Source organism: Clostridium sardiniense (genome assembly GCF_019753795.1).
In the GTDB taxonomy this organism is placed as follows: Bacteria; Bacillota; Clostridia; order Clostridiales; family Clostridiaceae; genus Clostridium; species Clostridium sardiniense.
The window spans coordinates 74,332-92,669 of sequence record NZ_JAIKTU010000014.1 but is presented as its reverse complement, the minus strand read 5'-3'; the positions used below and the strand labels follow the sequence as shown (position 1 = coordinate 92,669).

General features: G+C 27.4%; 20 protein-coding genes and 1 riboswitch. Of the genes, 4 read left to right on the top strand and 16 right to left on the bottom strand.

The features are described 5' to 3' along the window. Positions 1-75: 75 nt before the first annotated feature. The 3 genes from K5V21_RS15820 to K5V21_RS15810 are packed head-to-tail and all read left to right on the top strand — an operon-like array spanning position 76 to position 1,106. Complete coding sequence (locus K5V21_RS15820; protein ID WP_243424995.1) at positions 76-249, top strand: spore coat associated protein CotJA; 174 nt, start codon at positions 76-78, stop codon at positions 247-249. An 18-nt stretch (positions 250-267) separates the two neighbouring features. Then, positions 268-516, top strand: a complete 249-nt coding sequence (locus K5V21_RS15815; protein WP_204593591.1) for a spore coat protein CotJB — start codon at positions 268-270, stop codon at positions 514-516. A 20-nt stretch (positions 517-536) separates the two neighbouring features. Beyond that, the gene (locus K5V21_RS15810; RefSeq protein ID WP_204593590.1) at positions 537-1,106 is read left to right on the top strand and encodes a manganese catalase family protein; all 570 of its coding nucleotides are present in this window, start codon (positions 537-539) and stop codon (positions 1,104-1,106) included. Between the two features lie 55 nt (positions 1,107-1,161). Here K5V21_RS15810 and K5V21_RS15805 read toward each other — a convergent pair whose 3' ends face one another. From K5V21_RS15805 to K5V21_RS15765, 9 genes are all read right to left on the bottom strand, one after another. Beyond that, the gene (locus K5V21_RS15805; RefSeq protein WP_221862116.1) at positions 1,162-1,587 is read right to left on the bottom strand and encodes a UDP-N-acetylglucosamine pyrophosphorylase; all 426 of its coding nucleotides are present in this window, start codon (positions 1,585-1,587) and stop codon (positions 1,162-1,164) included. Positions 1,588-1,686: 99 nt separating this feature from the next. Further along, positions 1,687-2,478 carry an HAD family hydrolase gene (locus K5V21_RS15800; RefSeq protein WP_221862115.1) on the bottom strand — a complete coding sequence of 264 codons (792 nt, stop codon included), beginning with the start codon at positions 2,476-2,478 and terminating at the stop codon, positions 1,687-1,689. 261 nt (positions 2,479-2,739) lie between these two features. Next, positions 2,740-3,300: a GNAT family N-acetyltransferase gene (locus tag K5V21_RS15795; RefSeq protein WP_221862114.1), complete on the bottom strand. Its 561-nt coding sequence runs from the start codon at positions 3,298-3,300 to the stop codon at positions 2,740-2,742. Between the two features lie 90 nt (positions 3,301-3,390). Further along, positions 3,391-3,951: an ECF transporter S component gene (locus tag K5V21_RS15790; protein WP_221862113.1), complete on the bottom strand. Its 561-nt coding sequence runs from the start codon at positions 3,949-3,951 to the stop codon at positions 3,391-3,393. A 56-nt stretch (positions 3,952-4,007) separates the two neighbouring features. Beyond that, positions 4,008-4,988 (bottom strand): nucleoside hydrolase, encoded by a 981-nt coding sequence (locus K5V21_RS15785; RefSeq protein ID WP_221862112.1) that lies wholly within the window; start codon positions 4,986-4,988, stop codon positions 4,008-4,010. A 118-nt stretch (positions 4,989-5,106) separates the two neighbouring features. Continuing rightward, positions 5,107-5,151: riboswitch (PreQ1 riboswitch) on the bottom strand. Positions 5,152-5,216: 65 nt separating this feature from the next. Further along, positions 5,217-6,404: a multidrug efflux MFS transporter gene (locus K5V21_RS15780; RefSeq protein ID WP_221862111.1), complete on the bottom strand. Its 1,188-nt coding sequence runs from the start codon at positions 6,402-6,404 to the stop codon at positions 5,217-5,219. A gap of 210 nt (positions 6,405-6,614) precedes the next feature. Next, positions 6,615-7,433 carry a zinc transporter ZupT gene (gene zupT / locus K5V21_RS15775; RefSeq protein ID WP_221862110.1) on the bottom strand — a complete coding sequence of 273 codons (819 nt, stop codon included), beginning with the start codon at positions 7,431-7,433 and terminating at the stop codon, positions 6,615-6,617. Positions 7,434-7,505: 72 nt separating this feature from the next. Next, on the bottom strand, positions 7,506-8,453 hold the full coding sequence (locus K5V21_RS15770) for a nucleoside hydrolase (protein ID WP_221862109.1): 948 nt from the start codon (positions 8,451-8,453) through the stop codon (positions 7,506-7,508). A 202-nt stretch (positions 8,454-8,655) separates the two neighbouring features. Continuing rightward, positions 8,656-9,687 (bottom strand): YeiH family protein, encoded by a 1,032-nt coding sequence (locus K5V21_RS15765; RefSeq protein WP_221862108.1) that lies wholly within the window; start codon positions 9,685-9,687, stop codon positions 8,656-8,658. Between the two features lie 262 nt (positions 9,688-9,949). On the opposite strand from K5V21_RS15765, the gene K5V21_RS15760 reads away from it, so the two are divergent. Continuing rightward, positions 9,950-10,714 (top strand): MerR family transcriptional regulator, encoded by a 765-nt coding sequence (locus K5V21_RS15760; RefSeq protein ID WP_221862107.1) that lies wholly within the window; start codon positions 9,950-9,952, stop codon positions 10,712-10,714. Positions 10,715-10,784: 70 nt separating this feature from the next. On the opposite strand, the gene K5V21_RS15755 is transcribed toward K5V21_RS15760, so the two are convergent. The 7 genes from K5V21_RS15755 to K5V21_RS15725 form a co-directional block, all read right to left on the bottom strand. After that, positions 10,785-12,212: a potassium/proton antiporter gene (locus tag K5V21_RS15755; protein ID WP_221862106.1), complete on the bottom strand. Its 1,428-nt coding sequence runs from the start codon at positions 12,210-12,212 to the stop codon at positions 10,785-10,787. A gap of 209 nt (positions 12,213-12,421) precedes the next feature. After that, complete coding sequence (cplR, locus tag K5V21_RS15750; RefSeq protein ID WP_221862105.1) at positions 12,422-14,092, bottom strand: ABC-F type ribosomal protection protein CplR; 1,671 nt, start codon at positions 14,090-14,092, stop codon at positions 12,422-12,424. Between the two features lie 202 nt (positions 14,093-14,294). Beyond that, positions 14,295-14,741 carry a type II 3-dehydroquinate dehydratase gene (gene aroQ / locus K5V21_RS15745; RefSeq protein ID WP_221862104.1) on the bottom strand — a complete coding sequence of 149 codons (447 nt, stop codon included), beginning with the start codon at positions 14,739-14,741 and terminating at the stop codon, positions 14,295-14,297. A gap of 96 nt (positions 14,742-14,837) precedes the next feature. Then, positions 14,838-15,005 (bottom strand): hypothetical protein, encoded by a 168-nt coding sequence (locus K5V21_RS15740; RefSeq protein ID WP_204593576.1) that lies wholly within the window; start codon positions 15,003-15,005, stop codon positions 14,838-14,840. Between the two features lie 105 nt (positions 15,006-15,110). Next, positions 15,111-15,602: a CarD family transcriptional regulator gene (locus K5V21_RS15735; protein WP_221862103.1), complete on the bottom strand. Its 492-nt coding sequence runs from the start codon at positions 15,600-15,602 to the stop codon at positions 15,111-15,113. 197 nt (positions 15,603-15,799) lie between these two features. Continuing rightward, positions 15,800-16,375, bottom strand: a complete 576-nt coding sequence (locus tag K5V21_RS15730; RefSeq protein ID WP_221862102.1) for a TetR-like C-terminal domain-containing protein — start codon at positions 16,373-16,375, stop codon at positions 15,800-15,802. Between the two features lie 181 nt (positions 16,376-16,556). Beyond that, positions 16,557-18,338 carry an ABC transporter ATP-binding protein gene (locus tag K5V21_RS15725; protein WP_221862134.1) on the bottom strand — a complete coding sequence of 594 codons (1,782 nt, stop codon included), beginning with the start codon at positions 18,336-18,338 and terminating at the stop codon, positions 16,557-16,559.

Here is an 18,338-nt window from a genome sequence, read left to right as displayed (position 1 = left end):
TTTATATCACATCATGAGTTTAAATACCATAATATAATCATGAAATAAGTTTTATCGAAAGGATGAAAATATCAAATGTGTAATTACGATAAATTAATGCCAAATTGTAAAGATGGTAACTCTAGAAAAAATTATTATGCAAAAGCATATGTATTACCTCAATTATACGAAAATTTATTCACAATAAATTCTGCTTTAAAAAAAGGTACTATATTTAAAGATCTTTATAAACCCTATCATGAAAAATAAATTATTGGAGGTAAATGTATGTCTAAACAAGAATTATTAGAAAAAATTATGAAACATCAATTTTATGCTATTGACTTAAACCTTTATCTTGATAACTTCCCTGAAAATAAGCAAGCTACAGAAGATTATGCTGCAATATCTAGTACCTTAAATTGTTTAATATGTAAGTATGAAAATCTTTATGGACCACTTACTAACTTTGGTTCAGCTTTTGTAGAAAATCCAAAGGCTTGGACAGATGCTCCATGGCCTTGGGAAAATTGTTAAAAGGGAGGAATTATTAATTTATGTGGTATTACGTAAAAACATTAGAGTATCCAATAAATCTTAAATCTAAAGATCTTAAAATGGCAAAATTTCTTATATCTCAATATGGGGGACCAGATGGAGAATTAAGTGCAGCTTTAAGATATTTAAATCAACGCTTCACAATGCCTACAGGTAAATCTAAAGCATTACTAACTGATATAGGAACTGAAGAAATGGCACACGTTGAAATGATAGGAACTATGGTATATCAATTAATGGAAAATGCGACCGTTGATGAAATAAAAAAAGCTGGTCTTGGTGGTCATTATACTGATCATGGAAAGGGTCTATTTTATACAGATGCTACTGGAAATCCATGGACAGCTACTTATATTCAAAATAAAGACGATGTCATTGCTGATCTTCACGAAGATATGGCAGCAGAAGAAAAAGCTAGAGCAACTTATCAATGGTTAATAAACTTATCAGATGACTACGAAATAAAAGAAATATTAAAATTCTTAAGAGAAAGAGAAATTGTTCATTTCCAAAGATTTGGAGAAGCTTTGGTAAACGTTCAAGAAAATATGGATAAGATTAAATATTAAGTACTTTATAATTAAATAAAATAGAGACGTTAATTCGTCTCTATTTTTTCATCTTTTATTTTTCTATAAAATCTATTACCTCTTCTACTGTTCCTGGAATTTTAAATATAATATTTTCATCTATTCTTAATTTACATTCTTCATCATTAACTTTTATTTGATTAAGTGTTAATTTACCTGGAGCTAACTCTTTATATCTTGTTGATGCAACATCAATCTTAAACTTTAAGTTTTTAGCTCCTGTAAGCTTTAATGATGTACCATGTTCACTATCATTTGACTTAACTCTTATACTTATTATATTATTACTTTTACTTTTGCATCCTACACTTTCAGCTGGAATACTTTCTATTGTAGCTTCTCCATGCATAGTCATCCATCCACCACTTAACTCCATTTTAGTCATTAATTCTAATTTATATTCATCACCTAATTTTTTAAGTAATCTTCCTAATTCATTTATAGTTAATTCAAACTTCATATTAAATATATCCCTCGCTTCTATTATCGTTATTTATTTTATTATACAGCTTTTGTAAGATAAAAGATATGGTTTAATAATAATTATTATATATTTTATTTATTCATTTAGCACGTATTCTTTAATGGCTTCTATAACTCCATTTTCTATATTACTTTTAGCTATAAAGTTTCCATATTGTTTCATGTCCTCATTGGCATTCTCCATAACGAAGCTATAATGAGCCTTTTTTAACATTTCCACATCATTATAAAAATCTCCAAATACCATAGTTTCACCTCTAGATATATTAAAATCATTTTGAATTTTTTCTAAAGCATTACCTTTATTTATATTTTGATTCATTATATCTAACCAAACAGCCCCTGACACTACTACACTAAGATCATGTCCAAATATTTGCTCTAAAACCTTATAGGAGTTCTTAGCAGAATTGCCTAAATCACAAATAGCTATTTTAAATATATCATCATCAACATCGCATAAATCTTCAACTATATATTTCTTATTATAATATTTATCTATTTCTTTATTAAATTCATCAGAACATTCTGTTTGATAAGCGCCCTTTTTTCCACATAAAACTATTTGTATATCTTTTATATCCGAGCAAACTTTTATTATATTATTTACTTCTTTTTTATCGATAATTTCAACACTTGATATTTCATTGTCTTCTACTACAAAAGCGCCATTATCACATATATAATAGAGTTTATCTTTCATCTCTTTAAATGTTTCCTTAAGGTTAACATAAGAACGTCCACTAGCAACAACAAACTTTACATTTTTTTTAATTAATTTGTTTAAAGTATCAAAAAACTCTTTTGGTAGTTGTCCATTCTCATCTAATAAAGTTCCATCCATATCTGTTGCAATTAGTTTTATCATATTTATCTCTCCTGCCTACTACTATTTTTGCTATTATTAATAATCTTTAGATATATAATATTAAATCTATATATCTAAGTTTTCATTTTATTAATATTTTTTATTATATCATATTGTTTATTATTATTTATTATCGTTTTTAATTGTTATTATTTTACATTAATTAAATATAAAATCTAAGTAATTGATATAAATTCTACAATATAAATATAAAACACTAACTTTAATTAAAGTTAGTGTTTTATATTTATATTAATTAAATTAATGTATCTTTTTTATCATATGAAAATATTTATGGTTATTTATTAGAATCTCTTTATCAACTCTATAACCTAATTTACTATAAAGATTATATGCACGTACATTTTCTACATCTACATTTAGAGAAATCTTTTTATGTCCTCTTTCTTTACTTATTCTTTCTGCTCCTTTTATAAGATCTGTTCCAAGCCCTTTTCCTCTAAAGTTTTTTGAAACTGATAAAGTATCTATATAGAATTCATCCTCTTCCGCTTCTTTATCAAAGAAATGAATTTCTTTTCCTGTATTTTCTCTCAAGTTATAAATAATTGGACTATCTAACTTTTTAGAATCACTTCCATGATAGCAAACAATTACCCCTGCAAACTTCCCCTCTACTTCTTTTACAAGCGTGTTCTCAAAACTTAAACGATTGCCTCTCTTTTTAAATAAGTATTCTAAATTTTCAACTACCTCACTTTCTGTTTTTCCCCCAGTTAACATAAAAGCTATATCATACATTGCATTTAGTAGTAATGGTACAACTTGCTTTACGTCTTCTTTTTCTGCTTGTCTTATCATTTTTATCACCTTTCTATTTACTTATTGCTAATGAAATTTTATTTTCATTATACTTACTTCAACATTAAAGTCAATAACTCCTCTTTTTTACTAACTCTCTCTACATAAATTTAGCTTAAGGCTATTAGGCATTGCTTTAAGTATGCTAAAAACAGCAAAAAAGCTAATTCCCTTATCCAATAAATCAGTAAATATTTGTGTAGAGAATACTGATGCTATTATATTTACTCCTGAATTTTTAAGTATAGTGACTAAGATACTTGAACCTGATGAAGTAACCCCATTAAATACTATTGCTGCAATAACAGAAGCTGTGATCGATCCTAAAACTGTAATTAATATTATAGATAAAATAGATTTTATTCCATTAAATTTACTACTTTTAAATAATAAACCTGTGCTTAATCCTACAACTAACTGTACTGGTATAAAGAAAATTGATATTGGGTCAAATGTTGCAGCATTAACTATAGATGTCAATATTCCAACTATTCCTCCATATATTGGTCCCAAAGTTATAGCTGACATAATTGTTCCTATTGTATCTATGTATACTGGTAATCTTAATGATAGCGCAATAAAACCACCTAAAATATTTATAACTATACATAGTGCCATAAATACAATCATACTTACATTAATTTTTTTCATTTCTTATCTCTCTCTTTCTTACTACATATATCTTATTTCATCTATTATTTAAACTATTAATAACTATATTTATCAGAATTTAAAACAATATCTATATCTTTTATATGCTCTTTAAACAATCTACTTAAAAACATTCTCATAAATTTTTTAGAATCTACTTCTCTTAAAACTAAACAATTTGGATTCTTCCTATAGAAATTTCCTTCATCAACTAAACTCATACCTATAGCCTTACCTTCAGTAACTATATCTACATAATACTCTTCTCCAGTACAAAGACTTCTATCTATAAAATATGCAACTGCAAGTGGATCATTTATAACGCAACCGAGGGTTCTCTCTTGCATCCAATGGAAATCTACATAAAACCTAGTTATGTCAACAATTAAATCTCCTAATGGTTCATTAAACTGTTTTATCATTTCAATATAATTTGGAGTCAATACTATATCTCTTGTTACATCTAGTCCCACCATTGTTATACTTTTTTCTAATTCATTAAATACTTTCTCTGCCCCATGAGGATCTACCCAAAAATTAAATTCTGCAACTTGTGAGCAATTTCCATGACTTTTAAAAGCTCCCCCCATTAAAACTAATTCCTTTAAATTTTTCATAGCTTCCTTCTCTCTCTCAATAGCCATTGCTATATTAGTAAGTGGACCTAATGCTATTATTGATATATCATCTTCCTTTTTTAATGATTCAATTATAAAATCTACCGCCCCTTCTTTGTATGATACTTCTGTCACTTCTTCTAAAAATGTTTCTCCAAGTCCATCTTCCCCATGAGTATCTTCAGCTGTAATAAGTTCTCTTTTTATTGGATTTACTTCTCCTATATACACATTAACATCTAATCTATTAAGCTTCTTTAGTATCTTTAATGCATTCTTTGCTCCCTTTTCTCCATGTACATTTCCAGATACAATCGTAATTCCTAATACATCAAGCTCCTCTGAGTTTAGTGCTAACATAATAGCTAGTGAATCATCTATACCAGGATCACAATCTATTATTACCTTTCTTTTATCCATAAAAAACTCTCCTTCTATATAATTAATTGAACAAAAAAATACCTTGAGACTATCTCAAGGCATTAAAATAAAACTAAAAAAGGTTGTACGAAAAGACCGTGCAACCTATAAAAGTCATGTTTGCCTAGTTTTTTATAGAGGGATGGTCTCGAACCTCTACCACTTAGTGGATTTCTTTTATTTACTTAATTTAAATTTACTATAATTAAATAATATTTTCAAGATATTTTATTCTTCTATTTTTTTATAAACTAGTTTATATACCCAAAGCCCATTCAATAATAAAAGTGTACTTGTAATAAAGAATATATATTTAATTCCAAAAAAAGCAGCTACTTGTCCACCTAATATTGAACCTCCAAACGTTCCAAAATATTGTGCAGACATATTAAATCCAAAGGCTCTTCCAACAATCTTATCTGGTGTTATTTTTTTAATTATTGCATTTATTGATGGATTAAGTCCTGCTGCTGATAATCCTAAGAAAAATCTAAGCCCCATAAGTTGCCATGGATTTTTAACGAAGGCCTGCGGTATAAATATAATTCCAGCAAATATAAGAGCTACTAGCATAACTTTATGTGCACCAATCCTATCTGATAATCTACCGAGTCTCCTTGCTGCTAAAATATTTGCAAGTCCTGATGTTGAAAATACCATCCCAGAAATAAATGCAATATTAGTAGCATTTTTAGATAAGTCTGTTACATATACAGTTATAATAGGCTCTATAGAATAAAATGCTAACTGAAGAACAAATGATGTTACAAACATTGCAATCATTAAATTCTTATTAGGAATAATATCCCATACCTCTTTAAACTTAAGTGCTTTTTCTTTTGATACTTGAAAATCTTCTTTTACAAATAATATAGTAGATATAAATACTATTAATAATAATACTCCAGTTATAAAGAAAACACTCCTTATTCCTGTTACACCTTCTAAATACCCTCCTATCATCGGTCCAAGTAATGAACCTGCAACTCCAGCGGTTGATAATGTACCAAGTGCAGTTCCAGCATGTTCTCTATCAGTTTGTGTTGCAATAAGTGTAGTACATGCAGTACTATATCCAGATATAGTTCCTTGTAGAAGCCTAAGCCCTATTAGAACATATACGTTATGTACAAATCCCATAAGTAAAACTACAATAGCCATTCCGAGACTTGCTCGCAAAAGCATCGGTTTTCTTCCATATTTATCAGCAAGTTTACCCCAAATTGGAGAAAATATCCCTGATACTACAAAGGTAACCCCAAAGGCTATACCTGATAATTGTTCAATCATTGTAACATCACTTATACCAAGTTGCTTTATGTATATAGGTAAAATAGGTGCTATTTGGCTCATTCCTACCATTGTTATAAATGTTCCAAACCAACAAATTATTAGATTTCTTTTCCAATTCTCCATGAATTGTTTATCACCTCCATTATTTATTGTTCCTATATAACCTCTTCTCTCATAAGTAAATTTTGTATTATATTACATGAAATTTATTATATCATAGTAATAACTAATAGTTATTGCTATTAAATGTTAGTTTTAAGAATAATTTTTTAATAAATATTAAAGAGTATCAGTTAAAACTGATACTCTTTAGACATACAAATATGATATTTACTAAATAAATAAAATTAAACTTATTGCCATAACTGCCATTCCTGCCACCAATCCATATATTGATAAATGATGTTCGCCATACTTCCTAGCCGTTGGAAGAAGCTCATCAATTGATATAAATACCATAATACCAGCAACTGCTGCAAGTAAAATTCCTAAAGTTACATCATTAAAAATATTTCTAAGTAATACATATCCAATAATAGCTCCTACTGGTTCTGACATCCCTGATAAAAATGAATATATAAAAGCTTTCTTCCTATCTCCAGTTGCATAATAAATAGGTACAGAAACTGATATACCTTCTGGAATATTATGAATAGCTATAGCTACAGTTATTGGTATTGCAAGGCTAACATTATCCAGTGCTGAAACAAATGTTGCAAGTCCTTCTGGGAAATTGTGTATTCCAATTGCAAGTGCTGTAACTAAGCCAGTTCTTAAAAGCATTTTGTCTTGTTTTGATTTATGATCAGTAATATCTAAACTATTAACATCTTCTATTGTTTTTACTTCATGGGGATTTTCTTCCTTTGGCACAAGCTTGTCTATAATTGCTATAATTGCTATTCCTGCAAAGAATGAAACTACAGTTATTATATTGCCAGCTTTAACTCCCATTGCACCAATTAATGCCTCTTTAGCTCCTTGAAATATTTCTACCATTGAAACATATATCATAACTCCTGCTGAAAATCCTAAACTTACACAAAGAAATTTTGTATTAGTCTTTTTAGCAAAGAATGCTATACAACTTCCTATTCCTGTTGCTAATCCTGCAATTAGTGTTAGTAAAAATGCCATTGCTACATTACTCATATCATCCCCTCCTTAACTGATAATTTTTATCAATTATAACCTTTTTACTCGGATTTGTCTACCTAAAAAATATTATTCTAAATATCCATCATTAAAAATTACATCTATCATGTGCTTTCTGTACTTCTCTCTATGTATTTTTAAGCATATTGTTGCATTATATATTTCTTCATTCTTTTTATTTATTCTATAAAACATCTGACCATAATTCTCTTCATTATTAGTTTCAACTGTTGCATACACCTCTTCTGTCTGCTCTACAATATCTGGCCATATTGTGGCTGCCATCGCTGTAGGGTCTGCTAAATCAAATACTTCACTACCCATATTTTCATTAAATTTTTTAATAGATTTTGTGATTCTTAATATAAATTTTGTTGTGAAGAAGTTACTTTCTTGCAAATTCTTAAGACTATCCCCCCCTACAAATGTATCTCTTGTAATAACATCTAAACCTACTAAAAATTTAGGTACATTTAAATCTAATACTATACTTAATGCTTCAGCATCAACATATGCGTTGAATTCTGCTGTTTCTGTAGTATTTCCTGGCGTATTAGGTCCCGATCCAACCATTAATGTCATTGATTTAAGTTTTTCCATTGTTTTCGGAGCTCTTAAGCATGCCATAGCAACATTAGTAAGAGGCCCAAGTGTTATAAGTTCTATCTCATATGGATTTTCTTCTATTAATCTTATTAGAGCACATACTGCATGCTCTTTTTTCGGTTTTAATTTAGAAGGAAATAAATGTGTATTCCCCATTCCATCATCTCCATGAACATTTTCAGCTTTAACAAGTTTTCTACAAAGTGGCTCTGCCATTCCTATATATACAGGTGGTCTATATGTGTTTGCAACTTGTACTGCAATTAATGAATTTTTAACTGCTTGCTTTAATTCTACATTTCCAGCCACAACAGTAAGTGCTAAAACTTCTATATTTTTTGCTCTTAATGCTGCAATTATAGCAACAACATCATCTGTTGCCGTATCAGTATCAATTATAAATTTTCTCATAATCATCCCCCCTAAAACCTTTAAAATACTATAAGAAACTTATATACTTTTATAGTATTTATACAGTAAATCTATTGTGATGTAATTTTATTTATATTACTTTTTCAATATTTAGCACTTTAAGAATTCTCTCTTATAAAATAAAAAGTAGAAAACTTCCTTAAAAGCTTTCTACTTTCCAATTTAATGCTTATTATTATGTTTATAATAATATTCTAATTAATATTATTGCAAATATAACTTGGCATATTCCTACTAATACTCCATATAACAATGCTTTTGGCCCTTCTTTTACAAGGTCCCTTATATTTACCCTCATCCCTATACCAGCTAACGCTATAATTTCAAAGTTACTACTTATCCATTTAAATAATTTTGATAGGAAATCTGGAACTACTCCTATTGTATAAAGAATACAAACTATGAAAAATCCTGTTATAAACCAAGGTATATTAATTCTCTTCTTTTTCTTATTAATATTTATATTTTCATTATCTCTTATGTTCTTATCATATTTTATATTTTTATTGTATTCTGAAATATGTATCTTTTCATAAACTAACACAACTACTACAAGTAGTATAATTCTAATTATTTTAAATACTGTAGCTAATCCTACAACACTATCTCCAACAAATTTAGCTGAACCAATTACTTGTCCTACAGATTGCAAGGTTCCTCCAATAATAGCCGATGTTTGAAGTGTATCATTAGAATATAATGATGATGCTATTAAGGGTAAAGTTATCATTAATATTGTACCAATTATGTTTACTATAGTTATTGATATAACCTTATCTGAATCATCTGCTTCAATAACTGGCGCTGTAGCTGCTATTGCAGAAGATCCACACACAGCATTACCTGATGCCATAAGAAGACAATATTTTTTATTAAATTGAAGTCTTCTCCCAATAAAATATGCTATACATATTGTTAAGGTCATTTGTATAATTATAAAAATTAATCCACTAAAACCCAAACTCAATATTTCAGTTAAATTTATATTTGCTCCCATAAGTACTATGGAATAATTTAAAAGGTCTTTTTCTGCAAACTTTGTTCCATCCTCATACTTTTTATCATGAAAAATTGTATTTCCAACTACTATTCCAATGAAGATTGCAAATGTTGCAGCTCCAATTGTAGTAAAATTTTTTCCAAGTACTTCTGATATTATCCCAATAATTATACAAATTATTATTCCTGGGATTATTTTCTTTATTTTATTCAATTATATATCTCCTCTATGTATATTTTCCTTCTTCAAATTATACATAAAGTTTTTCTTAAGTAAAATATTATTATGTTATATATATTATAAGTATATACTTATATGTATTTAACTATTAATATAATTTTATATAACCTATTATTAATAAGAGGTTACTATATAGATTTTTTATGTTTATTTTTTAAATCTAAATTTCTTTATTTATATTGTTGACATTAACGCTACGTAAAGGTATATAGTTATCTTATCAGGAGGTGGAAATATGGAATATACAGTACAAAACCTAAGCAAGCTAGCAGGAGTTAGTACTAGAACTTTAAGATATTATGATGAAATTGGAATTCTTAAGCCGGCAAGAATCAATTCATCTGGATATAGAATTTATGGTGAGGAAGAAATTGATATTCTACAACAAATTCTTTTTTATAAGGAACTTGGTATAAACCTAGATGCTATAAAATCAATATTAGAAAATCCTTCATTTAATAAATTAAATTCTCTTAAAGATCACCATGAAAAACTTCTTGAAAAAAGAAAGCAATTAGACTTGCTTATTAAAAATGTTGAGCAAACTATTGCTTCAGTAAAAGGAGATGTAAAAATGGATAATAAAGAAAAATTTAAGGGCTTTAAACAAAAAATCATAGATGATAATGAAAAAAAATATGGAAAAGAAATTAGAAACAAGTATGGTAATGATACAATAGATAAGTCAAATAAATTATTCGCTAATATGAGTGAAGAAGATTATAATAAATTTAATTCCCTTTCAGAAGAAATAAATAAAACTCTTTTAGAAGCATTTAAAACTAACGATCCTTCAAGTAATTTAGCTCAAAAAGTAGCTAATATGCATAGAGAATGGTTATTATATACTTGGCCTAAATATAGCAAAGAAGCTCATGCAGGTCTTGCACAGATGTATGTTGATGATGAAAGATTTAAAGCTTATTATGATAAAGAACAAGATGGCCTTGCAGAGTTTTTAAGAGATTCTATTCTCATTTTCACAGGAATAAATAAATAAATAAATAAATAAATAAATTAAATATAAAAAATAAAGATTGAAAGGACTAGTATACTTACTAGTCCTTTTATCAATTAGATACTAAATCATTTAATTGTTCTAAATTCTCACCAGTTAATACAACTATGTCACCTTCCATTATTATAGTAGAACCTTTTGGTACTAATACATTACCATCACGTTTTATCATAACAATTAAAATTTCTTCTGGTATATCTGAATCCATAATTGACTTATTTACATACTTACTACCTTTTTTAACCTTAATTTCTAATAACTTTGTACTTTTTTCACTTTTATAATCATTGAATGTTTTTAGTACAGGTGATTCATCATCTACTAGGTCAAGCTTTTTTGCTACAGTTGGCACAAGAGTTCCTTGCACAGCAACTGAAAATAATGCTAAAAAGAATATTATATGAAAAATATCATTGTTTATAGGTACTCCATAAGTTACAGCAAAGATTGCAAATACCATAGATGCTGCACCTCTAAGTCCTACCCATGATATAAAAAGCTTTTCTTTAAATGTCATCTTAAAGAAGCTTAGTATTCCAAATACTGCAATTGGCCTTGCAATTATAATCATAAATAATGATATTGATACACCTTTAAATGCGACTGCCGGTAACTGTGACGGAAATGCTAATAATCCAAGTATAAAGAATAACATTATTTGCATTATCCATGATATACCATCAAAGAAATGAACAAGACTCTTTTTATGAGGTATTTTTTTGTTACCTATTATTATACCTGCAATATATACACTTAAATATCCATTTCCTCCTAAATATTCGCTTAAAGCATAAGCTAAAACTGCAACTGCTGTAACGAATATTGGATAAAAGCCTTCTATTTCGAAATTTGCACGCCTTAATAAATATACAGTTCCTTTTGCTAAAATTGCTCCACATAATACTCCAATTATTACTTGAGTTAAAAGCATTGGCACTATTGATCCATAACCATTACCTGCCAATAATCCTAATATGATTATTGTTAACATATATGCAAATGGATCATTACTACCACTTTCAACTTCTAATATTGATGCTAAAGAGCCTTTTAAATTTAATTTCTGAGAACGCAAAATTGCAAAGACTGCTGCTGCATCAGTGGATGCAATTACTGAACCTATAAGCAGTCCCTCTAATATAGTTGTCTTAAACACCCAGAAACAAAATAATCCAGTAAGTCCTGCTGTTATAACAACTCCTATTGTTGAGAGTAGTACAGATTGTACTGCGACAGGTTTGGCCATTTTCCAACTGGTACCAAAACCTCCATAGAACATTATAAAAATTAATGCAATTGAACATAATTGACTTGTTAATTCGTAATTGTCAAAGTATATTCCTATAACTCCATCTGAACCAAATAACATTCCAAATATGATGAAAATTAAAAGAATAGGTACCCCAAATTTGTATAAAATCTTAGTAGAGGTTACACATACTAGTAGAATTAAAGCACAAATGATCATCAAGTTTATCACATCTACCACCTCCAAAATATATTTATATACAAGTAAAATTTAATTATATAAGTAGATATTCCCTTCTACTAAGTTTAATAAATTTTACCGAATATTTCAAATATTAATATAATTGTATTATAATTTGTTAAAAATATAAAGTTTTTTTATCATTTTAACTTATTTTTAACCTTTAAATTAAATTTTATATAATGCTATTATATTTCAAATTACTTGTTTAGATTCTTAATATTTTCTTCTTTGAGTTTTTTTATATCTTTTAATAGTATATTATATTCATTATCTAACTTATCTTTTTTATTGACATCTGTTTCAATTGAAAGCATTGATATGACTTCTGAAATTTTATTTTCTAATACTAAAATTTCATCTTTATTATGTTTTTCCACTTTACTCTCGCCTCTTTTCTTTATAGATTCTTTTAACTCTTTATAATTTCCATCAAATTTATTTATTTTCTTATCTTTTATCTCTATAATTTTATTACATATATTTGATATAAATTTTCTATCATGTGAAACTAATATAATTGTTTTATCTGTATTAACTAATGCTGATTCAAGAGCTTCCATTGATTTTATATCTAAATAATTTGTTGGCTCATCTAATATTAATAAATTATTGTCGCATAAAAGTATTTTACAAAGTGATACCTTAACTCTTTCTCCACCACTTAATAAATTAACTTCTTTATTTACAGCTTCTCCTTTAAATCCGAAATTATTTAATTTACTTCTTATAAAACTTTCATCATAATAGGAATCCACTTTTACATTTTCTAGCACACTCTTCCTTTCATCTAATATTTTTTGACTTTGATCAAAATAACCTATTTCTACCCCTTTAGAAATTTTAATATTGTCATTATCATTTTTTATTATTTCCTTTAAGAGAGTTGATTTACCACATCCATTTTCTCCTATGATAGCAACTTTATCTCCTTTGTTTATGCTAAACTCACATTCCTCTAGTAGAACTTTATCTCCAACAGTTAATTTTAGGTCTTTTACCTTTACTGGTATTTTAGCTTTAAAATCTCTTTCTTCTTTTATTTTTATTATAATTTCTACTTCATCCTTCGGCTTTTCTTTAACTTCTAAATGATTTATTCTATTTTTTATATTTTTGATATTATTATCAATATTTTTCTTTCCCTTTTGATCACCCATTTTTATAGTTTTAGCTTCAGATTTTCCCATTCCTTTTGGAGCTTTTTTTATTCTATCTCTTAACCCTTCTTTCTTTAATATAACTTTTTCTAACCTTTCTTTTTCTTTAATATAACTATGATATTCTCTATCTTCTCTCTTTCTCTCCTCTCTTTTTTGATTTATATAATCTGTATAATTGCCTTTATATCTTTTTATCTTTCCATCATCTATTTCTACTATATAATTACATAAACAGTCTAAGAATTCTCTATCATGAGATATTAAAAGCAATGAACCATTATAACCTTCTAGCATATTTTCTAATACCTTAATACTAGAGCTATCTAAATTTGATGTTGGCTCATCTGCTATTATAAGATTTTTATTTTCACTAAGTGCATTTACTATTTTTATTTTTACCTTTTCTCCACCTGATAAGAACTCATTATACTTATCCGACGCTCCAAATAAACTCTTTATCCTACCTTCTGTACAATCCCCATAATCATCCTCAATCTGGCTTATATAAGAATAACTGTCTGTAATAAACCTCTCTCCTTCATCAATATCTATCTCTCCTATTAAGCATTTAATTAATGTAGTCTTTCCGGAGCCATTCCTACCTACTATCCCAATCCTATCCCCATCTAATATCTCAAACTTTTCAATATACAATATATCTCTATTTCCATAGCTTTTCTTTACTTTATTTAATATAGCTAACTCCATATAGAACACTTCCTTATTTATAATAAAACCTAAGTTTATTATTTCATTAAATAGATTAGATAATACTTTTTAAATATTTATCTTCATACAAAAATAATAAACCTTAAGTGTAACTTTAAATAATTACACTTAAGGTTTATAATTCCAACTCTATTTGCTTATCTCAATATAATATGTCTAATTTTATATTATTTAATCTAAATTAAATATTTTTTTCCTTATAATCTTCTAACGCTTCAATTGCTAGTATATATCCTTTTTCTCCGAACCCTGCAATCTGTCCAATACAAGCTGCTGCAGTTTTTGATTCTTTTCTAAAATCTTCTCTTGCATGAACATTTGAAAGATGTACTTCAACAGTTGGTATTCCTGTATTTCCTTTTATAGCATCATGTATAGCATAGCTATAATGAGTATATGCCCCTGGATTTATAACCACACCATCATACTTTTCAAAGTATGAATCTTGTAAGAAGTCTATTATTTTACCTTCACAATTACTCTGAAGAAGAGTTATATCATGACCTCTTTTTTCTCCTTCTGATCTTATGTATGAACAAATTTCTTCAAAGCTCTTTGTGCCATATATACCTTTTTCTCTAACCCCAATCATATTTATATTAGGTCCATTTATAATCATTATTTTCATATTCTAGCCCTCCAGATTACATTTATTATACTTATAAAGTTATCACTAAAATTAAAATAAGGCAAAGCCTTTAGACTCTGCCTTATTCCTCTTAGATTAAGATATTGTAGTTAAAAACATTTTATAACTTTCAATAATATCTTCTTTATTCATTTTTTCTAACCACTTATTATAGGAAAGAAAATTTTCCTTTAATAGAATCATATCTATATCTTTAGGTTCTTTTCTTTCTACATACATGTTTATCTTTATTAAATTTCCCAATTAATCACTCCTTTTTATTTAAAATTTAAATAGTCACATCAAAAATTTTCTTTTTCCTAGTTTATTTATAAATAATATTGAAGTATTTTCTTATATTATTATGAATTAAAAGACTATAGAAAGTTCCAATAAATTAGAAGCTTCTTCATTAGATAAACTTTTAGATTGGCATATCTCTTCAATTAGAATTTTCTTTGTACTAGTTAACATCTGCTTTTCACTAGTATTTAGAGGATGTTTAGAATCAATTTGACTAAGATTACATATAACTTCAAAATAGTCTGATAGTAAACCTGATTTTATTTTTGTAGAATTAATAACTAATCTTTCTTTAAAGTTATGATTCATTAAATCATCACCTTTAGTTATAAATTTATCCATATTGTCTAAATTATAATCCATTGTTTTAATATCACTAACTAACCTTATATTTGATTGCTCTACTCTACTAAATGGTAACATTAATTTCATTGTGTTATTAAAAAGATGTATCCTATAATATTTTTTCATTTCACCTTTGAATTCTTTTGTTTCAATGAAATCAATTATTCCAACACCTTGACTTGGATAAACTATTTTATCTCCTATATTAAACAACTAATCCCTCCTTTTTTTCTATATATATATTATACCACACTTTTAATATATATATAAATTTTTTATTTTATCATAATAGTATTATTATGTCAATAAACATATTCTACTGATAATTTACTCCCTTTAATAAGAGGCAATAAATAAATAATAAGAATAATAAATTATTATTCTTATTATTTAAAATTACTATATTTTTATTAACTACAATTCTCTTTTTTAGAATATCTCTCTAAGGCTCTTAAAAAATTGCCTTCTATTAACTCGCTTAACTTTTCTATTATTTCCTTTGGTTTTTCTCTCATCCCATTATGCATCCATTTTACAACAAGTCCTGTAAAAGCTACAGTATAAAAATCTGCAATAAATTGCTTATCAGAATCTTCTACAATCATCCCTTCTGATATCTCATTTATAACTCCTATTATTAAATCATTAGTTACCGAGTATATATAATTATCTAAATGATTTCTTCCCAAAGAATTTAATGAATTGATACAAAACTCTCTATTATTTTCTATATAAACAAATATTTTATAAAATCCCTCAGTCCAAGTCTCATAACTTTTACATTCGGATATACTTTCAATTGCTTCTGTTTTATAAATCCACTCAAGTAAATCATATATATCTATAAAATGATAATAGAAGGTCTGCCTGTTGACTTTGCAATCATCTACTATACTCTTTACAGATATTTTATTTAACTCAGTTTTCCTCATTAATTTTTTTAATGAACATGCTAAAGATTTCTTTGTGCTTAAAGAATTAGACATACTACCACCTTCCATACCTTGAAATAAATTATTCTTATTATACCATAAAGTAGAAATCATTCTTTTTAATCTATTATTTAATATCTTTTTCTTTTATTTATTATATCTATTCATATATCTAATAAATAAAAGCACATATCAAAATTGATATATGCTTTAATTTCTTCCTTTGTATTAGAGATTATTTTGCTTCTTTGCTTGCAAATTGACTATTATAAAGTTTTTCATAGAAACCACCCTTTGCCATAAGCTCTTCATGATTTCCTTGTTCTATAATATTTCCATCATTCATAACTAAAATTAAATCCGCATTACGTATTGTTGAAAGTCTATGCGCTATAACAAAACTTGTTCTGCCTTTCATTATATTTTGCATAGCTTTTTGAAGTAATTGTTCGAGTCTTGTATCTACTGAACTTGTTGCCTCATCTAGTATAAGAATTGACGGGTCTGATATTATAGCTCTTGCTATAGTTAAAAGCTGCTTTTCTCCCTGTGATATATTAGATGCTTCTTCATTCAAGAACATATTATATCCATCTGGAAGAGTTTTAATAAAGTGATGTACATTTGCAATCTTAGCAGCTTTCACTATCTCTTCTTTTGTTGCTCCAAATCTACCATACTCTATATTATCATGTATTGTTCCATTAAATAACCATGTATCTTGAAGTACCATACCAAACATGGAACGTAAATCCTCACGTTTCATATCTCTAGTATCTACCCCATCTATCTTAATTGAACCACCTTTAATATCATAGAATCTCATTAATAAATTTATTAATGTAGTTTTACCTGCTCCTGTTGGTCCAACTATTGCAACCATCTGCCCACTCTTTACTTCTGCATTTAAATCATTTATTAATATCTTATCATCATTATATCCAAATTTAACATGCTCAAATGTGACATCTCCACGTAATTCTTTTATCTTTACTGAACTTACTGGATCAGGTGTCTCTTCCTTCTCATTTAATATTTCAAATACACGTTCCATAGCTGCAAAAGCTGATTGTATAGTTGAAGATAATTGAGTTATTTGAGAAAGAGGTTGATTAATTTGCCATATATAACGAATGAAGGCTTGCAGATTACCTACTGTTATTATTCCCTTTATAGCATAAACTGGACCTATAAATGCCATTACAGCTATTCCTAAATATGTCACTAATGAAACTAACGGTGACATAATACCAGATACAAATTGTGCTTTAAACCCATTAGTACAAAGCTCTTCATTTATTTCTTTAAATTCTGATATTGCATCCTCTTGTTTTCCATATAATTTTATTTCATTAAATCCTGTATACATTTCTTGAACTGTACCATTTAATTTTCCCAAAGCATTTTGCTGTTTTTCAAATAAATTTTGTGATTTACCTACAATAAATCTTGAAACAAGATAGCTAATTGGAATTATAAGCATTGCTAAAAGTGCCATTTTTACATTGATAGTAAACATCATTGCAAGTGCTAATGTTACAGCTAATATAGAATTTATTACTTGGCTAAAACTTTGTTGAAGTGCATTAGATATTGTATCAACATCATTTGATATACGACTTAAAACATCTCCATAACTATTGCTATCAAAATAACTTATAGGTAATTTTCTAATTTTATTTTGTACTGCATTTCTTAAGTCCCTAATAGTGTTTTGAATTGCATTTGTTAATAAAAAGTTTGCTGCGTAAGTTAATACAGTATAAGTTGTATAAAGACATCCAAGAATTACAAGTATTTTAGTAATATAAGCAAAGTTTACAGTAACACCTGATATACCCTTTGCCATTTCTATTACATCTTTAGTAAGTTGAGTTATTATAAGCCCTTCAACCTTAGGTGATACTGCACTTATAGTCGCTGCACCTATTATAAATAATATAGAGGCTATAAATCCTATTTTGTATGGTTTAACATATGGAGAAATATTTTTAAAAGTTGTTTTTAAATTTTTCAT

Excerpts from the sequence above, each read along its gene's own strand:
- K5V21_RS15820 (WP_243424995.1), top strand. The coding sequence starts at position 76 with ATGTGTAATTACGATAAATTAATGCCAAATTGTAAAGATGGTAACTCT.
- K5V21_RS15815 (WP_204593591.1), top strand. The coding sequence starts at position 268 with ATGTCTAAACAAGAATTATTAGAAAAAATTATGAAACATCAATTTTAT.
- K5V21_RS15810 (WP_204593590.1), top strand. The coding sequence starts at position 537 with ATGTGGTATTACGTAAAAACATTAGAGTATCCAATAAATCTTAAATCT.
- K5V21_RS15805 (WP_221862116.1), bottom strand. The coding sequence starts at position 1,587 with ATGAAGTTTGAATTAACTATAAATGAATTAGGAAGATTACTTAAAAAA.
- K5V21_RS15800 (WP_221862115.1), bottom strand. The coding sequence starts at position 2,478 with ATGATAAAACTAATTGCAACAGATATGGATGGAACTTTATTAGATGAG.
- K5V21_RS15795 (WP_221862114.1), bottom strand. The coding sequence starts at position 3,300 with ATGATAAGACAAGCAGAAAAAGAAGACGTAAAGCAAGTTGTACCATTA.
- K5V21_RS15790 (WP_221862113.1), bottom strand. The coding sequence starts at position 3,951 with ATGAAAAAAATTAATGTAAGTATGATTGTATTTATGGCACTATGTATA.
- K5V21_RS15785 (WP_221862112.1), bottom strand. The coding sequence starts at position 4,988 with ATGGATAAAAGAAAGGTAATAATAGATTGTGATCCTGGTATAGATGAT.
- K5V21_RS15780 (WP_221862111.1), bottom strand. The coding sequence starts at position 6,404 with ATGGAGAATTGGAAAAGAAATCTAATAATTTGTTGGTTTGGAACATTT.
- zupT (WP_221862110.1), bottom strand. The coding sequence starts at position 7,433 with ATGAGTAATGTAGCAATGGCATTTTTACTAACACTAATTGCAGGATTA.
- K5V21_RS15770 (WP_221862109.1), bottom strand. The coding sequence starts at position 8,453 with ATGAGAAAATTTATAATTGATACTGATACGGCAACAGATGATGTTGTT.
- K5V21_RS15760 (WP_221862107.1), top strand. The coding sequence starts at position 9,950 with ATGGAATATACAGTACAAAACCTAAGCAAGCTAGCAGGAGTTAGTACT.
- cplR (WP_221862105.1), bottom strand. The coding sequence starts at position 14,092 with ATGGAGTTAGCTATATTAAATAAAGTAAAGAAAAGCTATGGAAATAGA.
- aroQ (WP_221862104.1), bottom strand. The coding sequence starts at position 14,741 with ATGAAAATAATGATTATAAATGGACCTAATATAAATATGATTGGGGTT.
- K5V21_RS15730 (WP_221862102.1), bottom strand. The coding sequence starts at position 16,375 with ATGTCTAATTCTTTAAGCACAAAGAAATCTTTAGCATGTTCATTAAAA.
- K5V21_RS15725 (WP_221862134.1), bottom strand. The coding sequence starts at position 18,338 with ATGAAAAATTTAAAAACAACTTTTAAAAATATTTCTCCATATGTTAAA.